The sequence below is a fragment of the Methylobacterium sp. P3_A11 genome (assembly GCF_056403155.1).
Map to the genome: position 1 here is coordinate 11,889 of NZ_JBFUGA010000018.1, position 17,094 is coordinate 28,982.

The 17,094-nt window shown below is 67.7% G+C and carries 17 protein-coding genes and 1 pseudogene; 14 read left to right on the top strand and 4 right to left on the bottom strand.

The window, feature by feature from the left end; translation table 11 throughout:
• Window positions 1-3: 3 nt before the first annotated feature.
• From AC1DXK_RS08300 to AC1DXK_RS08345, 10 genes and pseudogenes are all read left to right on the top strand, one after another.
• Window positions 4-804 carry a phage head-tail connector protein gene (locus AC1DXK_RS08300; protein WP_457105923.1) on the top strand — a complete coding sequence of 267 codons (801 nt, stop codon included), beginning with the start codon at window positions 4-6 and terminating at the stop codon, window positions 802-804.
• Window positions 798-1,283, top strand: coding sequence for a phage virion morphogenesis protein (locus AC1DXK_RS08305; RefSeq protein WP_457105922.1), 486 nt, complete (start codon window positions 798-800; stop codon window positions 1,281-1,283). The genes AC1DXK_RS08300 and AC1DXK_RS08305 overlap by 7 nt, the downstream gene beginning before the upstream one ends.
• Entirely contained in the window at window positions 1,280-1,732 is a 453-nt protein-coding gene (locus AC1DXK_RS08310; RefSeq protein WP_457105921.1) for a hypothetical protein, read from the top strand. The genes AC1DXK_RS08305 and AC1DXK_RS08310 overlap by 4 nt, the downstream gene beginning before the upstream one ends.
• A 14-nt stretch (window positions 1,733-1,746) precedes the next feature.
• Window positions 1,747-1,977 carry a hypothetical protein gene (locus AC1DXK_RS08315; RefSeq protein ID WP_457105920.1) on the top strand — a complete coding sequence of 77 codons (231 nt, stop codon included), beginning with the start codon at window positions 1,747-1,749 and terminating at the stop codon, window positions 1,975-1,977.
• A 30-nt stretch (window positions 1,978-2,007) separates the two neighbouring features.
• Window positions 2,008-2,745: a hypothetical protein gene (locus AC1DXK_RS08320; RefSeq protein ID WP_457105919.1), complete on the top strand. Its 738-nt coding sequence runs from the start codon at window positions 2,008-2,010 to the stop codon at window positions 2,743-2,745.
• On the top strand, window positions 2,742-3,143 hold the full coding sequence (locus AC1DXK_RS08325; protein ID WP_477297416.1) for a hypothetical protein: 402 nt from the start codon (window positions 2,742-2,744) through the stop codon (window positions 3,141-3,143). Before AC1DXK_RS08320 ends, AC1DXK_RS08325 begins: the two co-directional genes overlap by 4 nt.
• Window positions 3,144-3,154: 11 nt before the next feature.
• A complete protein-coding gene (locus AC1DXK_RS08330; protein WP_457105917.1) occupies window positions 3,155-3,343 on the top strand; it encodes a hypothetical protein in 189 nt (62 codons plus the stop codon).
• Window positions 3,344-3,582: 239 nt separating this feature from the next.
• A complete protein-coding gene (locus tag AC1DXK_RS08335) occupies window positions 3,583-3,780 on the top strand; it encodes a ribbon-helix-helix domain-containing protein (RefSeq protein ID WP_457105916.1) in 198 nt (65 codons plus the stop codon).
• A 151-nt stretch (window positions 3,781-3,931) separates the two neighbouring features.
• Window positions 3,932-4,666 (top strand): annotated as a pseudogene (locus AC1DXK_RS08340) (PAS domain-containing protein); the annotation flags it as partial.
• 18 nt (window positions 4,667-4,684) lie between these two features.
• Complete coding sequence (locus tag AC1DXK_RS08345; RefSeq protein WP_477297452.1) at window positions 4,685-6,244, top strand: ATP-binding protein; 1,560 nt, start codon at window positions 4,685-4,687, stop codon at window positions 6,242-6,244.
• 304 nt (window positions 6,245-6,548) lie between these two features.
• Here the strand turns inward: AC1DXK_RS08345 and AC1DXK_RS08350 are convergent, their stop codons facing one another.
• The 4 genes from AC1DXK_RS08350 to AC1DXK_RS08365 form a co-directional block, all read right to left on the bottom strand.
• Window positions 6,549-9,353: a PAS domain-containing protein gene (locus AC1DXK_RS08350; RefSeq protein ID WP_477297418.1), complete on the bottom strand. Its 2,805-nt coding sequence runs from the start codon at window positions 9,351-9,353 to the stop codon at window positions 6,549-6,551.
• 4 nt (window positions 9,354-9,357) lie between these two features.
• The gene (locus AC1DXK_RS08355; protein WP_457105914.1) at window positions 9,358-9,561 is read right to left on the bottom strand and encodes a ribbon-helix-helix domain-containing protein; all 204 of its coding nucleotides are present in this window, start codon (window positions 9,559-9,561) and stop codon (window positions 9,358-9,360) included.
• Between the two features lie 475 nt (window positions 9,562-10,036).
• The gene (locus tag AC1DXK_RS08360) at window positions 10,037-10,480 is read right to left on the bottom strand and encodes a VOC family protein (protein WP_457105913.1); all 444 of its coding nucleotides are present in this window, start codon (window positions 10,478-10,480) and stop codon (window positions 10,037-10,039) included.
• A 172-nt stretch (window positions 10,481-10,652) separates the two neighbouring features.
• Complete coding sequence (locus AC1DXK_RS08365; RefSeq protein WP_457105912.1) at window positions 10,653-11,108, bottom strand: Rrf2 family transcriptional regulator; 456 nt, start codon at window positions 11,106-11,108, stop codon at window positions 10,653-10,655.
• A gap of 88 nt (window positions 11,109-11,196) precedes the next feature.
• Here AC1DXK_RS08365 and AC1DXK_RS08370 point away from each other — a divergent pair, with 88 nt between their 5' ends.
• From AC1DXK_RS08370 to AC1DXK_RS08385, 4 genes are all read left to right on the top strand, one after another.
• Entirely contained in the window at window positions 11,197-11,976 is a 780-nt protein-coding gene (locus tag AC1DXK_RS08370; RefSeq protein ID WP_477297421.1) for a class I SAM-dependent methyltransferase, read from the top strand.
• A gap of 71 nt (window positions 11,977-12,047) precedes the next feature.
• Entirely contained in the window at window positions 12,048-13,448 is a 1,401-nt protein-coding gene (locus AC1DXK_RS08375) for a DUF2254 family protein (RefSeq protein WP_457105910.1), read from the top strand.
• A gap of 468 nt (window positions 13,449-13,916) precedes the next feature.
• Complete coding sequence (locus AC1DXK_RS08380) at window positions 13,917-16,670, top strand: lysozyme (RefSeq protein WP_457105909.1); 2,754 nt, start codon at window positions 13,917-13,919, stop codon at window positions 16,668-16,670.
• Window positions 16,664-17,092 (top strand): hypothetical protein, encoded by a 429-nt coding sequence (locus AC1DXK_RS08385; protein ID WP_457105908.1) that lies wholly within the window; start codon window positions 16,664-16,666, stop codon window positions 17,090-17,092. Before AC1DXK_RS08380 ends, AC1DXK_RS08385 begins: the two co-directional genes overlap by 7 nt.
• The last annotated feature ends 2 nt before the right edge of the window (window positions 17,093-17,094 follow it).

Below are 17,094 nucleotides of genomic sequence, written 5' to 3' on the forward strand. Positions count from 1 at the left end.
ACCATGATCTGGCCGAGTTCCCACGACCTCGTGCGGCTCGCCGATCTCGGCGTGCAGGAGGATGCCGACGGCTCGGTGCAGCGCCTGATCACGGCGGTGAGCCGCACGATCCTGGCCGCCCTGAACCGCCCCGCGATCCTGCCGCGAAGCTACACCGAGGTCCGGACCGGGGGTGCGGGTCGCATCCTCCTCGCCAACTGGCCGGTCACGGGGATCGAGACGGTCACCGTCGGCTCGACCGCGATCGCGGCGGCCGAGGACGCCGGATCGCGCGCGGGTTACACGCTCCAGCGCGCCGACGAGGCCCCGCCCGGCCGTCCCCAAGTTCTGACGCTGCCAGCCCCGCCGGGCTCCGCGGCGGTCACGGTGACGTACACGGCCGGTTACCAGATCGCCGAGGAGCCCGTGCCGCTCCCGGGCAGCGCGCCGTGCACGGTGTATCCGGACCAGCCCTACGGCGCCTGGGCGTGCGATCTCGGCGTGGCCTTCGGCACCGGCGCGGCGCTCACCCAGGTCGATCGGGATCCCGCGCAGGGCCAGTACGCCGTCAATGACACGGGTGGCTACCTGTTCGCGCCCGAGGACGTGGGCGAAGCGGTAGCGATCACCTACGGCTACGTCCCGGCCGACCTCGCCAACGCCGCGCTGGACTGGATCCGCGATCGGATGGCCTACGGCGAGCGGATCGGGCTGCAGTCCAAGTCGCTCGGCGGCCAGGAGACCGTCTCCTACCGGATCGCGGCCCTGCCCGACTTCGTGTCGGCCGCGCTGCAGCCCTACCGCGCGGTGGTGCCGCCGTGCTGACCGACATCCAGGTCGCGGAGACCCGGGTCGTCGCCCGGTTCGACCGGATGCCCGACGCCGTGCGCGCCGAGCTGGTGAAGGCGGTCCAGGTCGAGCGGCTGGTGCTGGAGGCGCTGATCAAGCGCAAGCTCTCCGGCGAGGTGCTCAACGTGGTCACCGGCCGCCTGCGCCGCTCAATATTCTCGGATGTCGAGACCCGCGACGATGCGGTGGCCGGCACGGTGAGCCAGTCCGGCGACGTGACGTACGGCGCCCGCCATGAGTTCGGCTTCACCGGTGAAGAGACGGTCGCGGCGCACGTACGCACGATCGCGCAGGCCTTCGGGCACGCGATTGCGCCGCGCGCGGTCGACGTGCGCAGCTTCACCCGCACCGCCAACACGCCGGAGCGGTCATTCATGCGCTCCTCGCTGGCGGATCGGGCCGAGGCGATCGTCGCGGCACTGAAGGGTGCCGTGGCCAGGGGGATCGCGGGGTGAGCGCCCCACTCGGCCCGCGCAACGCGGCGGTGGTGGCGCTCCAGAAAGTGGTGGCTGGCGCCTACCCCTGGAAGTCGGGTCCGACCCGGCGCCTGAAGCTGTTCGCCGACGTGCCGGCCGCACAGCGCCCGGCCGTGTTCCTCCATGAGGGCGGCGACGAGAGCTACGCGTGGTCGTCGGGCGCGGTGCCGCGGCGGACGATCGAGGTGAAGATCTTCGTCTACATCGATGCCCGCGACCCGCGCGTGATCGGGGCGGCGCAGCTCAACGACATCATGGACGCCCTCGACGCAGCCCTGGCGCCCGCCGGCGCCGACCTGGCGCTGGGCCGCACCACGCTCGCCGGCACCCCGTACATGGCCCGCATCGCCGGCCGACCGGTGAAGGTGCCGGGCGACCTCGACGGCGACGGCCTCCTCGTCGTGCCCGTCGCGATCGAGCTTCCCTGACCCAGGAGATCCCTATGGAATCCGAGGACGATGCGGGCGCCACCGTGGCGCCCCAGCCTGCGCCCGTATGCGCGGACGAACCGCCAACCCGCGGCGACACGCTGGCCGAGCGCATCGACAACCTGCACGCCGACATGCTCGGCGGCACCGCGCTCGGCCACCACACCGCGCTGTGGAACCTCGTCCACGCCTTCAAGGAGCGCGTGAAGGCGCTGGTCGCCGAGTTCGAGCGCGCCGCGCCCTGACCGCCCCGCCCCTCCTGAGAGGAGACCCGCATGTATTCCTTCGGCTCCGGGGTCCTGATCGAGACCCGCACCGACATCGCCAACGCGACCCCGGTGAACTTCGGCCTCGTCCAGGAGGTCACCATGGACGAGACCGCCACGATCAAGGAACTCTACGGCCAGCAGCAGCACCCGCTGGCCATCGCCCGCGGCACGATCAAGACCACCGGCAAGGCCAAGGTTGCCCGGATCTCCGGGCTGGCCATGGCCTCGCTGTTCTACGGGGTCGCGCCCGTGCCCGGGCAGATGATGACCGCCTTCGGCGAGGCCGGGACGATCCCGGCCGGCGCGCCCTACACGATGACGGTCGCCAACGCCGCGACCGCGGCCGACGATCTCGGCGTGCTGAACGCCCTCACCGGCCTGCCCTTCACCAAGGTCGCCTCCGCGCCGGCCGCCGGCCAGTACAGCGTGGCCAATGGGGTCTACAGCTTCGCGGCCGACGACAAGGGCAAGATGCTCTTGATCAACTACACCTACGGGCTCGCCGGCGCCGGCCAGCACTTCACCGTGACCAACCAGCTGCTCGGCACGACGCCAACCTTCCAGGCGCAGTTCTACACGACGTTCCAGGGCAACGCGGTCAACGTGCGGTTCAACAACTGCACGTCCTCGAAGCTCGGGTTCGGCACCAAGCTCGAGGACTTCGTCATGCCGGAGTTCGACTTCAGCGTGTTCGCGGACGCGGCCGGTAACGTCGCGACGTGGTCGTTCGGGGATGCCGGATGAGCGCCGATCMGCGGCCGCTTCCGGCCACCATCATGCTCGGGTCGAAGACCTGGACTGTCCGCCCGCTCACCCTGCGCCAGGTCGAGGCCCTGGAGCCACTCGTGGCGGGCGGTTCGGGCGAGAGCCCGTTCGCCTACGGGCTAGCGGTGGTGAGCGCGGCGCTCGCCCGCGACAACGCGCCGGACATCGCCACCTTGCGCGACCTCAAGGCCACCAGCGCCGATCTCGCCGAGGCGACGCGCGCCGTGCTGATCCTCGCGGGCTACCTGCCGGGTGCCGACCCGGGTGCCCACCCGGGGGAAGCGCGGGCGGCGCAGGGCGCCGCCTCGATCTCGACGCTGTCTACGGCCGAATCTGCACCGTCACCGGATGGTCTCTCGACGCAGTCGGCGAACTGACGCTCTGGGACGTGCGGCGGCTCTATCGCTACTGGTCGGCCCATCCGCCGGTGCACGAACTGGTCGCAGCGTACATGGGCGTGAAGGCGCAAGCCGATCCGCCACCGCTTGCCGAAGCGGCCGGAGCCGCGGCCGACGACCCGAGCGGCATCGGCGCGATGATCCTCCGCTTCCCGGACGGGCAGGTGAAGGCGCATTAGGATTGAAGGTCGATCAGTTCGGTTTTCAGAGCGACCGCTCACGACCCAACTCAGCCGCCAGACGCGCTGTCGGCGTTCCCCCGAAGCGGACGCTCGTCGCCCGTCCGGCAACGTCAGCTCGGGATGGGAAGCGGACGTTCCAACATCGCGCTTTGACGAGGGACCAGGAGCACTCAGGATCGCGCCTGTGTGGCCGTGACACGCTTGTAAGAACAAGCCTCAGTAGGCATCGCTTCGCCATGTCCGTGCGCCGAACCGTCACCGTCTCGATCACCCCAGAGCAGGACGCGCTCCTGTGCGCATTCCTTGCCTCGGGCCGCTACCGCAGCATCAGCGAGGTCATGCGTTCCGCACTTCGCCTCCTGGAGCGTGACGAAGCATCAACCCTTGCGGCGATCAGGGGCTCGGCTCCGCGCGACGAGGTGAGCCGTGGTTGACGTGATCGGTCATGAAGCCGCGTTCCTAACTGGCGGCGGGGAAATGGGTGCGCTGATACGTGCACATGATTGGGTAACTACGCCACTTGGGCCGCCCGCAGGGTGGCCGCGATCACTGAAATCCGTGCTGTCGGCCTGTCTCAATTCACCCATGTTGGGAGCCGTGTTGTGGGGGCCAGACCTACTGTTCCTCTACAACGACGCGTACATACCCTCGCTTGCAGACCGTCATCCGAACGCCCTTGGTCGGCCTGTGCGGGATGTGTGGGGTGACGCCTGGGAGCAAGTGGCGCCGCCATTTTACCAAGCGATGCAGACCGGAGAAGGCTTCGCGAGCACCACGGTGCCGATCACGATGACCCGTAACGGCGTCGAGGAAGTCACCCATTGGGACTTCACTGCATCTCCATTTCGAGATGAAGAGGGCCGGATCGCAGGGTTGCTCAACCAAGGCGTCGAGATCACCGAACGGCGGCGCGCGGAGAGTGCACTTCGCGTTAGCGAGCGACGCCTCCGGGACATCAACGCGACCCTTGAGGAACAGGTTACCCAAAGAACACAAGAACGCGACCGTCTCTGGCGAAATACGCAAGATTTGCAGTTAGTCATCGACTTGGAAGGGGTCATCAAGGCGATCAATCCAGCGTTCACTGAAACGCTCGGCTGGACGACCGATGATACGCTTGGGAAGAACATCTTCGAGTTTATTGTTGCGGATGATAACGCCAGCCGAGGGGCGCTTGAGCACGTGCGCGGACAAAAGCTGCCTGTTTTCGAGAACCGTTACCATCACAAGGACGGTGGTATTCGTTGGTTGTCTTGGGTCGCTACGCCCGAGGATGGATTGATCTACGCGAGTGGACGTCACATAACGGCCGAGAAGGAGCAGGCCAAGGCGCTCCATCTGTTCGAGAACATTGCTCAGTCGAACGAAGCGCCAATCTGTGTTTTCGACCATGATTTTCGCCTGACTGCCTTCAACCGGGCGCATAGCGACGAATTTTTCCGCATCTTTGCCTACCGTGTGCAGGTCGGTGACGTGTTCCCCGATCTTTTTTCGCCCGATCAAGCGCCAATTATTCGCGGTTTCATGGCGCGGGCACTCGCGGGAGAAATCTATACAGTCACTGAGGAATTTGGTGATCCTGATCTTGCCAAACCCTATTGGGAGGTCGCTTACTCGCCGCTGCGGGATGCAGACGGGCGGATCATCGGCGCGTTCCACATTGCCAGGGACATCACCGTTCGCTTGCGCGCCGAGGCTGAGCTGGCCGCGACACAGGATGCCCTCCGCCAATCGCAGAAGATGGAGGCGGTCGGGCAGCTCACGGGTGGCCTCGCTCACGACTTCAACAACCTGCTGGCAGGGATCTCCGGCTCCCTGGAGCTGATGCAGACGCGCATGCAGCAGGGCCGCATGACAGACGTAGACCGCTACATGACAGCGGCGCAGGGAGCCGCGAAGCGCGCCGCTGCGCTCACCCACCGCCTGCTGGCTTTCTCCCGCCGTCAGACGCTCGACCCCAAGCCAACCGACGTGAACCGGCTCGCCTTGGGAATTCACGAGATGATCCAGCGCACCGTGGGGCCGGGCATCCCTGTCGAGGTCGTCGGGGCAACCAACGTTTGGCCCGTGCTGGTGGACCCGTCGCAGCTTGAGAACGCGCTGCTCAATCTCTGCATCAACGCCCGCGACGCGATGCCAGATGGGGGCACGATCATCATCGAGACCGCCAACAAGTGGATGGACGAGCGGGCCGCGCGCCAGCACGACATGCCCGAGGGGCAGTACCTCAGCCTTGCCGTGACCGACACCGGCACGGGCATGTCGCCCGAGGTGATCGCGCGGGTGTTCGAGCCGTTCTTCACGACGAAGCCGATTGGCGAGGGCACGGGGCTCGGGTTGTCGATGATCTACGGGTTCGCTCAGCAATCCGGCGGGCAGGTGCGCATCTACTCCGAGGTCGGCCAGGGCACGACCGTGTGCATCTACCTACCGCGCTACTACGGCGCCGTCCTCGATGACGGGGTGGCGGAGAAGGCCGCCGACCTACCACGCTCGGAGGCCGGGGAGACGGTGCTGGTTGTGGACGACGAGCCGACCGTGCGAATGCTCGTCACCGACATCCTTGAAGACCTCGGCTACACGGCCATTGAGGCGGGCGACAGCGCGGCGGGCCTGAAGGTGCTGCAATCTGATGTGCGCATCGACCTGCTGGTGACCGACGTGGGCCTACCGGGCGGGATGAACGGACGACAGATGGCCGACGCCGCGCGCGTATCCAGGCCGGACCTGAGGGTGCTGTTCATCACCGGCTACGCAGAGAACGCGGTACTGGGCAACGGCTACCTCGCACCGGGCATGGCGGTGCTGACGAAGCCCTTCGCCATAGAGACAATGGCGGCGCGCATTCGCTCGATGATCGAGGCGGGGCGGGAGGCGAGGCTTCAACGTCGAAGCTGATGGTCCGCTATGGGTCGTGAGCGGGCACGGAGGCGATGTCCGCTTCCATCGATTACTGCCCGAAAGCGGACCGGCCGAAAACCACCCCGAGCGGCCATCCCGCTTTCGACCCAACCCAGACGCCTGGACCGCCGTCATCGCTTCTCCGAAGCGGACGTTCGTCGGCCGTCATGCAACTTCAGCTTGGGGTGGCAACCGGACCTTAGCTTTTCGTCCTCAAGCAGGCGTTCACTGATTGAGCGGCTTCGAAGGGCTGGACGACCTGCCCTGTCTCGCACTTGGCGCGCCCCCCTTTGAGTTTAAGCTAGTTGCGTATGATGCGCTTCCGTCTCTGCCAGGTGGCCACCTTCCGGAGGAGACGCGATAGCTGCTCGACCGAGTACGGCTTGTGCAGCAACTCGAAGCCGTAGGTGCCGTTCTGCGCCAGAACGTGGCTGTAGCCTGAGGCCAGCAGCACGGGCAGGTCGTCATGCCGGCGGCGGATCTCATGAGCAAGGTCGATCCCGTTCATGCCCGGCATCACCACGTCGCTGAAGACCACGTCGAAGCGCTCGGCATCCTTCTCCAACTCGGCGAGCGCTTCCTCGGCGTTGTTGGCCCAGACAGTGACGTAGCCGAGTTCGACCAGGGTCTGGGTCGCGAACGTCCCGACCTCGGCGTTGTCCTCGACTACGAGGATGCACATGCCGTGTCCGTCGACGAGCGGCTCGGGCTCCGCTTGGGGCAGGTAAGCCACAGCCTCAACCCTCGGCAGGTACAGAACGAACATTGTGCCCTGTCCGACGGTGCTCTGCACCCGGATCTCGCCTCCGGACTGCTTGGCGAAGCCGAAGACCTGGCTCAGCCCGAGACCCGTTCCTTGCCCAACGCCTTTGGTCGTGAAGAACGGCTCGAAGATGTGCTCGATCCGCTCTGGCGCGATGCCGGCGCCTGTATCCTCGATGCACACCGCGACAAAGTCGCCGCTTACCGCGGGATGGCTGCGGATGGGCGGGATGACTGAGATGGGGTGCACCGTGATGGTGAGGGTGCCCTCGCCGTCCATGGCGTCCCGGGCGTTGACGGCCATGTTCACCAGGGCGGTGTCGAACTGGCTCGGATCCGCGTCGACGAAGCACGGCTCGTCCGGGATGTCCGTGACGATCCTGACGCGCGAGCCGCTCAGGGTGCCAACCATGTCGCTGATGGCGGCGACGCTCCGACCGGCATCGAAGACCTCCGGCTTGAGCGCCTGCCGGCGCGCGAAGGCGAGCAACTGACCCGTGAGCTTGGCGGCACGGTCAACGGTGTCGGAAATCGCCTCGACGTAACGTTGGCGCCGCGCGTCGGCGAGGTTCGGTCGCTTCAGGAGGTCGGTGGATGACTTGATGACGGTCAGCAGGTTGTTGAAGTCGTGGGCCACGCCGCCGGTGAGCTGGCCGACCGCCTCCATCTTCTGGGCCTGCCGCAAGGCTTCCTGGGCGGAGGCAAGCTCGGCCTCGCGCGCCTTGGCGTGGGTCAGGTCGCGGCCCACCGCGATGAAGTGCGCGTCGTCGGGCTYGGGCGCGACCGTCCACTCGATAGGCTTCCAGCCTCCGGCGCTGGTGGCGATGCGGTTCTCGAAGCGCGTCGGCAGCGACGTCTCCCCCATCCGCGCGAGGGCCGCGAGCGTCGGCCCCATGTCGTCGGGGTGCATGAACGTCCCGTACGGCCGAGACAGGAGTTCGTCATCCGACCACCCCAGGACCCGCTGCCAGGCGGGGCTGACCGCCGTCATCATCCCTTCGTAGTTGGCCCGGGCCAGCATGTCCTCGGACAAGGTCCAGAGTTGGTCGCGCTCGGCCGTGCGCTCGTGGACCTGCTGCTTCAGGGCGGTGTTCAGGACCCGGAGTTCCTCCTCCATGCGCTTGCGCTCGGAGATGTCGCTGAACAGCACCGCGACCCGGCGTGCGGCCGGGTCTCCGACGCGCAGGGCACGCACGTCGAACCACCGCCCGAACACATCGGCCCTGTTCTCGATGTGGGCGGGCTCGCCCGTCAGCGCAACGCGCCCGTAGGTGTCGAACCAGTATCGTTCGAGGTCGGGCGCGAACTCGCTGACCCACCGGCCGACCACGTTGGCCCCGGTCTGCCGCTCGTAGGCCGGATTGGCCTCGACGATGAGGAAGTCGACGGCCCGGTCCGCGTCGTCGAAYGCCACCTCGATGATGCAGAACCCGACGTCGATGCTCTCGAAGAGGGTGCGGTAGCGCCTCTCGCTTTCGGCCAGGGCAACCTGGGAGTGGATCTGGTCCGTGACCTCGTAGCCGCCGGCGAAGATGCCGGTGACGGCGCCTGCCTGATCGCGAATGGGCTGATAGATGAAGTTGAGGTAGCGGTCGCCGTCCTTGCCGTCGAGCCGGATCGGCAAGGAGCTGGCCACGAACGGCTCGCCCGTCGCGTAGACGTGGTCGAGGAGTTCGTAGAACCTCTGGCCTACCAGTTCCGGGAACACCTCGCGGACGTTGCGACCGATGTAGTCGCGATGGCCCGCCACCGTGAGGTAGGCGTCGTTGACATACTCGAAGACGTGGCTCGGCTCGCGCAGCACGGCGACGAAGCCGGGCATCTGCTGGAGCAGGGCTTGCTGCCGTTGGCGCTCGGAAGCGGCCTGCCGCTCGGCGTGCACCTGGCTGGTCGTCTCGGTGCAGGCGCAGAACAGGCCGGCAATCGCGCCGTCGTCTCCCGGCACGGGGGTGTAGGAGAAGGCGAAGTGTGCCTCCTCTGGGTAGCCATTGCGGTGGAGGGTGAGTTGCAGGTCGTCCATGTGCACGGGCTCGCCCGCGAACACGCGGTCCATGAGCGCGCCCACCTCGTCCCGGACCTCGGGCCAAGTCTCGAAGAACGGGCGTCCGAGGGCGGCGTGGTGACGCTCGCCGAGCATGGGCGCGTAGGTGTCGTTGTAGATGAGGGTGCGGTCCGCGCCCCAGGCGATGAACATCGGCTGGCGCGAGTTGAGCATGACCTGCACGAGCGTCAGGAGCGCCTGGGGCCAGCACTCTTGCGGCCCGAGGGTTGTCGTCGACCAATCGTAGGCGCGCATGTGCGCGCTCATGCCGCCGCCGCGGAAGACCGAACTCACCGAACCCATGGCCTCAGGACCGCCCTTTGCCGATCGGCACCGGCATGGCAGAGGCGGCCTGGACAGCGACCTTGCCCTCGTCCTGGATGCGCAACGCCCGGATAACGGTGCGGATTAGGTCGTTGGAGGAGGCGTAATTGCCCTTGGCCACATGGCAGCCGATCCAGGCAGCAAGCGTTTCCGTGAGGGCTATGTGGCGGGAGTGCTTGGCGGGCATATCCACCTTCTAACACACCCGACGCTTGGGGTGTTTCCTTCCGAGCCACCAGGGAGCAAACACCTATCTGCGGCCCGCGCTGGGAAGCCGGAGCTGGCGCCCTGCATCCTCGGCTTTGCGCTATCGAAATGCTCCGAAACGCTTTCACCAGCGTTACGTTTGGTCTGACGCGGGCCGAACGACGATGTCTGCTCCAGTCGAAGGGTGTCTGGATGCGGGACGGGCAGAAATCCATCCGACCGGGTCTTAGATCGCCATCCATCAAACCGCCGCGAAGCGGACCTTGCGAGGGTCTGTGAAGGGTCGTGAACGGGCGCGGCGGCAACGTCTGCTCACATACGTTGCCGTCCGAAAGCGGACCGGCGGAAATCCACCCAACCCAGACGTAAGCCATCCACTGCCCCCTGCCGCGAAGTGAACCTTCCAAGGGTCTGGGGAGGGTCGCGAGCAGGCCTCTATGGATCAGCCATGACGGCTACGTCGGGAGGATCAGGCAACCGTCGTCTGCGAGAGCGAAGTCAGGGTTCCAGGCCACCTCCCACACAAACCCATCCGGGTCGCAGAAATGGCCGTGGTATCCACCCCAGACTGCGTTCTGTGCCAACTGGGTAATCGTCCCTCCGAGCGCCTCGGCACGCGAGAGCACTTCATCCACTTCGTCACGGCTGCGCGTGTTGTAAGCGAGCGTGAAGCCCTGCGAGGAGTGGCTCTGCAGAGGGACGCCAGCATCCGCGGCCAGCTCAGCGCGTGGATAGAGCGAGAGGCCCAGACCGCCTAGCTGAAAGAAGGCGACACCCTGTGCGGCAATGACCCGGCGAGGCCAGCCCATCCCTTCGTAGAAGGCGGTTGCGCGGTCGAGGTCAGTGACGCCGAGAGTGACGAGGCTGATACGTGGTTCCAGAGCAGGTCCTCCTATCAATCGGCGGCAAGCCCTTCAGGCTAGGATCAGATCGCGTGCGAAAGGTCCGGATCGAGTCGATGGGGGAGACAGCGACCGCATCCGTGCATTGTCGCCCTGAAAGCGGAACGGCGGAAATCCACCCCGAGCGGTCATCTCCGTAACAATGCGACGCCATCGCTGGAGGTAAAAATCACTCGCCTCCTGAAGTCGCCATCGGCTCTCCGGCCTGACACCGGGCATCGAAGCCGCGCGCCAGTTGCGCCAGGCTAATCGAACTAAGCCGCGCGACCAGCAGAGCCTCGGCCGCGCGCAATGTGTCCTCAATCGCCTCGTTGACGGCCTTCTCGACGGCGCAGTCGGGGTTCGATCGATCGCTCCCGATCGCGAAGATACGGGGACCGCCGACCGCACGATGGATGTCGAGCAGCGTGACTGCGTCCAGATCCGCGGCGATGCTCCATCCACCGCCGTGCCCCTTCTCTGACCGCACGTAACCGGCATTACGCAGCCCGGCCATCGTCCGGCGGACGACGACGGGGTTCGTGCCGAGCATTCGCCCGATGGCTTCGGACGTCATCGGCCCGTCGTGGCGCGCCATGTGGAGGAGCACGTGGAGGGTTCGGGAGAGGCGGCTGTCGTTGCGCACGGCGCGATCCTCGGTCGCCGCATCAGGATTGGCAACGGCCCCGTATCACGATACTTCATAAGTTACGTAATACGTGGGAGCGACACCGATGCGCGAGTTTGAGAACCCCGACCGGTGGGACAAGGTCGCCCTCCACTATGAGCGGACCGCCCACCCATTCACCGCTCGCTTCGCTGAAGCGGCTCTCGCGCAGGTGCCCCTGAACGCCGGCAGCCGGGTCCTCGACGTCGCGGCAGGAACGGGGGCGCTCACGCTCGCTGCGGCACGCACAGGTGCCCAGGTCTTCGCCATCGACTTCTCGCCGGCCATGGTCGCTCGGATCGCGTCCGCGGGGCTGGCCAACGTCGACGCGAGAGTGATGGACGGACAGGCCCTTGCTCTCCCCGACGGGAGCTTCGACGCCGTGTTCTCAATCTTCGGCGTGATCATGTTCCCCGAGTGGCGACGGGGGCTCGCCGAGATGGCGCGGGTGACCCGGCCCGACGGCCGCGGTGTCATCGCGACGTGGCAGGAACAAGGGGCGGCGACCTTCCTTTTGCTCGGACAGATCCGCCGCACGCTCTTCCCCGAGCGCGAGACCCGCGCGATGCTGGAAGGCGTCAGGGCGCTGGGCGATCCCGAGGGGTTCGCTCGCGAGCTGGTCGCCGCTGGTTACCGCGATTGCCGGATCAAGCGGGTGGTCTTCGACTACGAGCTCGACATCGCCATGTTAGACGACCCCGACACGGTGTTCGGCCTGTCGCCGGACTGGGCCGACTTGAACGATGCGAACAAGGCTGCGGTGATCGCAGAGGCGCGACGCATGGCAGGCGATCGACCAACGCTGCTCATCCCGTCGGCGGCGCKGATCGCCGTGGCGCGGCGGTAAACATCACGCCTCGTGCCAGCGACGAAACACCGGCATAAGCCTTCGATCGAAAGCATGCCCGGCAACACCGAATGAACATCGTCAACCAAGCTCGCGACCGGGTTCTGGCGCTCGTCCGGCGGTCGTTGCGGGAGTTCATCGGCCTTCCCCTTCTCGTCGTCGCGATGTTCCTGGTCCTGTTCGCGTTGAGCTTTCTGCTCGATGCCACGCTCTGGGATCGTCGCGGCCCGACGCCGATCCCATGGCTCGCTCACCTGCTCGGCGACACGACCGCGATCGCGAGCCTTCTCAGCACCGTTGCCTCCGGCATGATCACGGTGACCTCAATCACCTTCTCACTCCTGCTGATCGCCGTGCAGCAGACCGCCTCGACGCTCTCGACGCACGTCTACGACCAGTTCATCCAGCGACGTTCGAACAAACTCAGCTTCGGTTTCTTCGTCGGGCTCAGCGTATTCGTGCTGTTGACCCTCGGCAGCGCCAACCCCGACCACAAGCCGATCATCGGGGCTCTGCTCTCGCTCCTGATGACTGGAGCGGCGCTGTGCATGGTGGTGATCCTGATCTACAGCACCATCGATCAGATGCGACCGCACTCGGTCATCACCGCGATCCACGACCATACGATCAAGGCCCGCACAGTAGACCGGGGCGTGATCGAGGGTACCCGCCGGACACCGCGTGCGGGCCTGTCGTGGTCGCGGATCGTCCGAACGGACGCTTACGGCGTGGTGTGCGGGATCAACCTCCCGACGATCGAGCGGTCGGCGGCTAAGCATGACGCCGATATCGAGATCATGGCCCGCGTCGGCACCAATCTCGCCTTCCGCGACCCCCTATTCCGCATTCACGCGGCCCGATCCCTGTCGGGCGAGGCGCTGCTGGCGCTCGATCGGTCGATCACCGCGTCCATCAAGATCGAACCACGCCGAACGATCGAGAGCGATGCCGGCTTCGGGATCGAGCAGCTCTACTCAATCGCCTGGACGACCGCCTCGACATCGAAGCAGAACCCACAACCGGCGATCCTGGTGTGCCACTGCCTGCGGGACATCATCGCCCGCTGGAGCAGCGCTGATACGATCCCGGAGAACAGCGCGTCCCGGATCGTCTATGCCGATCGGGGCGTGGACGATGCGATCCTGGCGATTGCCGCAATCGGCGTCGTCGCGTCCGAGAGCATGCAGAACACGCTAGCCGCCGAAGTCTGGCGGACCCTGGCGACGTTGATCGATGATGTACCGGACGAACGCCTGCCGGCGCTCACCGACACGGTGCGGCGGCTCCTGTCGAGCCTCGGGGACCACGTGCTGACCCGCGACCTCGAGGACGAACTGACCCGTTGCCGGCGAAGCTTGGAGAGCAGGGGTGAGCCGGATGCCGCCGAAGAGATCCGGACGGCGGCTGGCATGCTGGCCGAGAGCATCGGTACGCTCAACTCACGCGGGACGCGCGTGCCGTCATCCACCTGAACGATCGTTGCGCGTCACTTCTTCCCTGACGAAGGACGCGACGGCTCCGGAGACAAGCCTTTCGCCTCGTGAGCGCCGGTGCCGTGTACGGCATCGCTGCCGATGATACCCCCGCCTACGGAGGAGGCCGGTGTGCTTCCGCCGGAGGCTCCGGCCCCGGTATCAGGTGTTTGACGGGTCGTCATGGTTGCCGTCCCTGCTGCGTTCGGTGCAGCTGTCTCTGCGAGGGCAAGGCCTGACCCGGCGGCGACAATAACGGCAGCAATAAAGACCTTGGAAAACATGATGCTCTCCAGCGGGGCCGGCCTCAACGCTTAAAGATCATGCCGGTTTCGCTGGCCTGGCTGCGGTCGCGTCTGTCTGATCAGCAACGTCTGCTTCCGCGCGTGGTCGCCCACAAGCGGACCTTCGTAAAACCACCCTTAGCAGCCGTTCGCTCGGTCAACCCATTCGCGTTTGAGCCCACCTATGGCCGACGACATCCAGGTCCGCTTCGGCGGCGACGCGGCCGGCATCCGCAATGCGGCCGATCAGGCCAAGGGCACGATCCAGGGCTTCGCCGCGACGGCCCGCGGCCAGAACGCGACGGCGCGCCAGAGCTACGACGACCTGAAGGCGGCCATCGACGCGGCCAACGCGTCGCTGCGGCAGATCCAGGCCAGCGCCGAGAATACGTCCACCCTGGCCACCCAGGCCCGCGCCGTGGCGGCGCTGGTCGCCGCCTACGAGGGCCTGCGCGCCGCCGACGAGGCCGTGTCCGGCGCGACCGGACGGACCTACGCGGCGGTCGGAACCGCTATCTCGGCCACCGCGACGGCGGCCCGGTCCGGCGCCACCGCGCTGGTGGAGTACGCCTTCAACGCGCTCTCGGCCTCGCGCGCCCTCGACGTCACGGCCCTGTCGACGCAGGGGCTCACGGGCGCGATCGAGCGGCAGCGCAGTGCCTTCCAGGAGTGGCGGCGCGGGTCGCAGATCTACGGCTCCGGCCTGCTCGAGGTCGAGGGCCGCGCCATCGCGGCCGCCGGCACCATGGACCGCCTCCAGGCCGCCGCGCAGGCGCGCGGCTTCGAGAACGCGACCCGGATGCTCCAGGCCTTCACGCTGGAGCTGACCAAGGTTCCGGGTATGACCGACCAGGGCGCGGCCTCGATCGAGGCCATGCTCGCCTCGGTCCCGAGCTACACCGGCTCGGCCAACGCCTCGATCGTCTCGCTGGTCGCCATGATGGCGTCCTCCGAGGACGAGGCGAAGCAGATGGCGTCGGCGCTGACCGGGGCGCTGCGCGATCCCGCCGCCGCCGGCGAGCCGTATCTCGCGGCGCTCGGCGGCGTCTCGCGCGAGCTGCGCGCGCAGTTCGATCTCGCCCGTCAGAACGGCAACGCCAACCAGATGCAAGCTGCCATCCTGTCGGCCCTGGTCGAGCGCGCCCGCGCCTACGGCAACGAGATGACCCGGTCGCTGCAGGAGCAGCTGAAGAGCTATTCGGCGCTGGGTCCGCTGGCCGGCCTGTTCGCCTCGCGCCTGCGCGGGCAGGTGGATGAGGCCAACCGGGTCACCGAGGCGCTGGAGAAGCAGCTGGAGGTGATCGAGCGCCGCAACGCCACCCTCGCGCGGACGCCGCTCGACGCGGGTCAGCTCACGGACGCCACCGCGAACCTCCTCGGCAACACCGCGCAGGCCGGGATCGATCAGGCGACCGGCCGGATTGACCTGCTGCGCCAGCGCCTCCAGGGCGCGACCGGGGACGCCGCGGCGCTGATCCGCAAGTTCGAGGGGTTCAGCGGCGCAGCCTACCGCGACAACGACGGCCGCTTCCGCGTCGGCTTCGGGTCGGACACGACCACCGGCGCCGACGGCCGCGCCAGCCCGGTGACCGCCGGCACGGTCACGACGCGGGAGGATGCCGAGCGCGATCTCGCCCGCCGGCTCGTGGCGTTCCAGACCGAGGCGGCCGCGCAGGTGGGCGCGGCCTGGCAGGGCCTGTCCGACCGCGCGAAGGCCTCCCTCACCTCCGTGGCCTATAATTACGGCTCGCTGCCGCGCGATGTCGCCGCTGCGGCGCGCGGCGGCGACGAGGGCGCGCTGGCCGCCACGATCCGCGGGCGCTCGGGCGACAACGGCGGGATCAACGCCGGGCGGCGCAATCAGGAGGCCGACAACATCTCGGGTGGCGCCACCGCCGAGGCGCTGCGCGCGCAGCTCGACCTGCGCCAGCAGCTCGCGGACCGGCAGGCCGGCGGCAACGCGCTCGACCGCGAGGCGCTGGCCACCGCCCAGGCCAACGCGGCGGGACGGCGTGACGAGGTCGCCGCGCAGGAGCGGGCGAACGATGCCCTGCGCCGGCAGCTCGACGCGACCACCGACCTCTCGGCGCGCACGGCGCTCCAGACCCGGCTCGCGCAGGGCGAGGCCGCGCTCGCCGAGAAGCGCGTCGCGCTCACCCGATCCGAGGCCAGCCTGCAGACCGCCGAGATGGAGACCGGCTCACGGGAGCGGCTGCGCATCCTCAACGACGCGCTGACCGTCGAGCAGGGACTGCACGCCCGCGGCACGGCGGCCTGGAACCAGCTCGAGGCCCAGAAGATCGCCAACACCCGGGCGGTGGAGCAGGCCGAGGCGCAGGAGCGGGCCACCGCCGAGGACACGGCCTACCAGAACGCCAAGCGCGTGTTGGAGGACCGCATGCGCGACCTGCGCCAGGAGGCGCAGGAGCGCGGTCTCGGCTTCGCACAGCGCCAGGCCGAGACCGGCGCGGTGCTGGGGCAGATCGAGGACCTGGAGCGCGACCACCAGCGCAAGCTCGCCGAGATCTGGGGCCAGGGCACCAGTCAGTACCGTCAGGCGATGGCGCAGCTCGACCGGCTCGCGTCCGAATCCGCTTCCCGCCGCGCGCAGGCCGAGCGCGAGATGCAGAAGGCCGAGTACCAGGACACCAAGCGCACCTACGAGCAGATCGGCTCGACGCTCACCGGCAACGTCTTCAGCGTGATCCAGGGGCAGACCACGATCGCCCAGGCCGCCCGCAGCACGGCGCTGTCGATCGTCCAGAGCTACGTCCAGGCGCGGGTGAAGCTGATCGCCGACTGGCTTGCCGGCGTCTCGGCGCACCAGGCCGGCGGGGTCGCCAAGACCGCCGCCACCACCGCGGGGTCGCCGCCCGGACCGGCGCCGAGGAGACGGGGGCGGCGTCCGCATTCGCCACGCAGGCGGGCGCGATGGTGAAGTCGATCATGGCCTCGGCCTCCGAGACCTTCGCGGGCATCTTCGGCTTCCTGTCGCCGGTGCTCGGCCCCGCCGCGGTCGGCCCTGCGGCCGCCGGCGAGGCGACCGTGGCGGCCGCCGCCGCGGCGATCCCGTCCTTCGCGGTCGGCGCGTGGTCGCTGCCCGACGACATGGTCGCCCAGTTACACAAGGGCGAGATGATCGTCCCGGCCGGTCCCGCCGGTGCGCTGCGCGCGGCCGTGGGCGGCAGCCCGGCCCCGAGCCTCGCGCTCAACCACACCACCCAGATCAACGTCTCGGCCCTCGACGGCGCCTCGGTGGCGGACTTCTTCCAGACTCATTCCCGCCCGCTGATGCGGGCGATCAACCAGGCGGTCCGGCAGGGTGCGCATCTCGGCCTGTCGCGGCTGGGACCGGGCTGAGC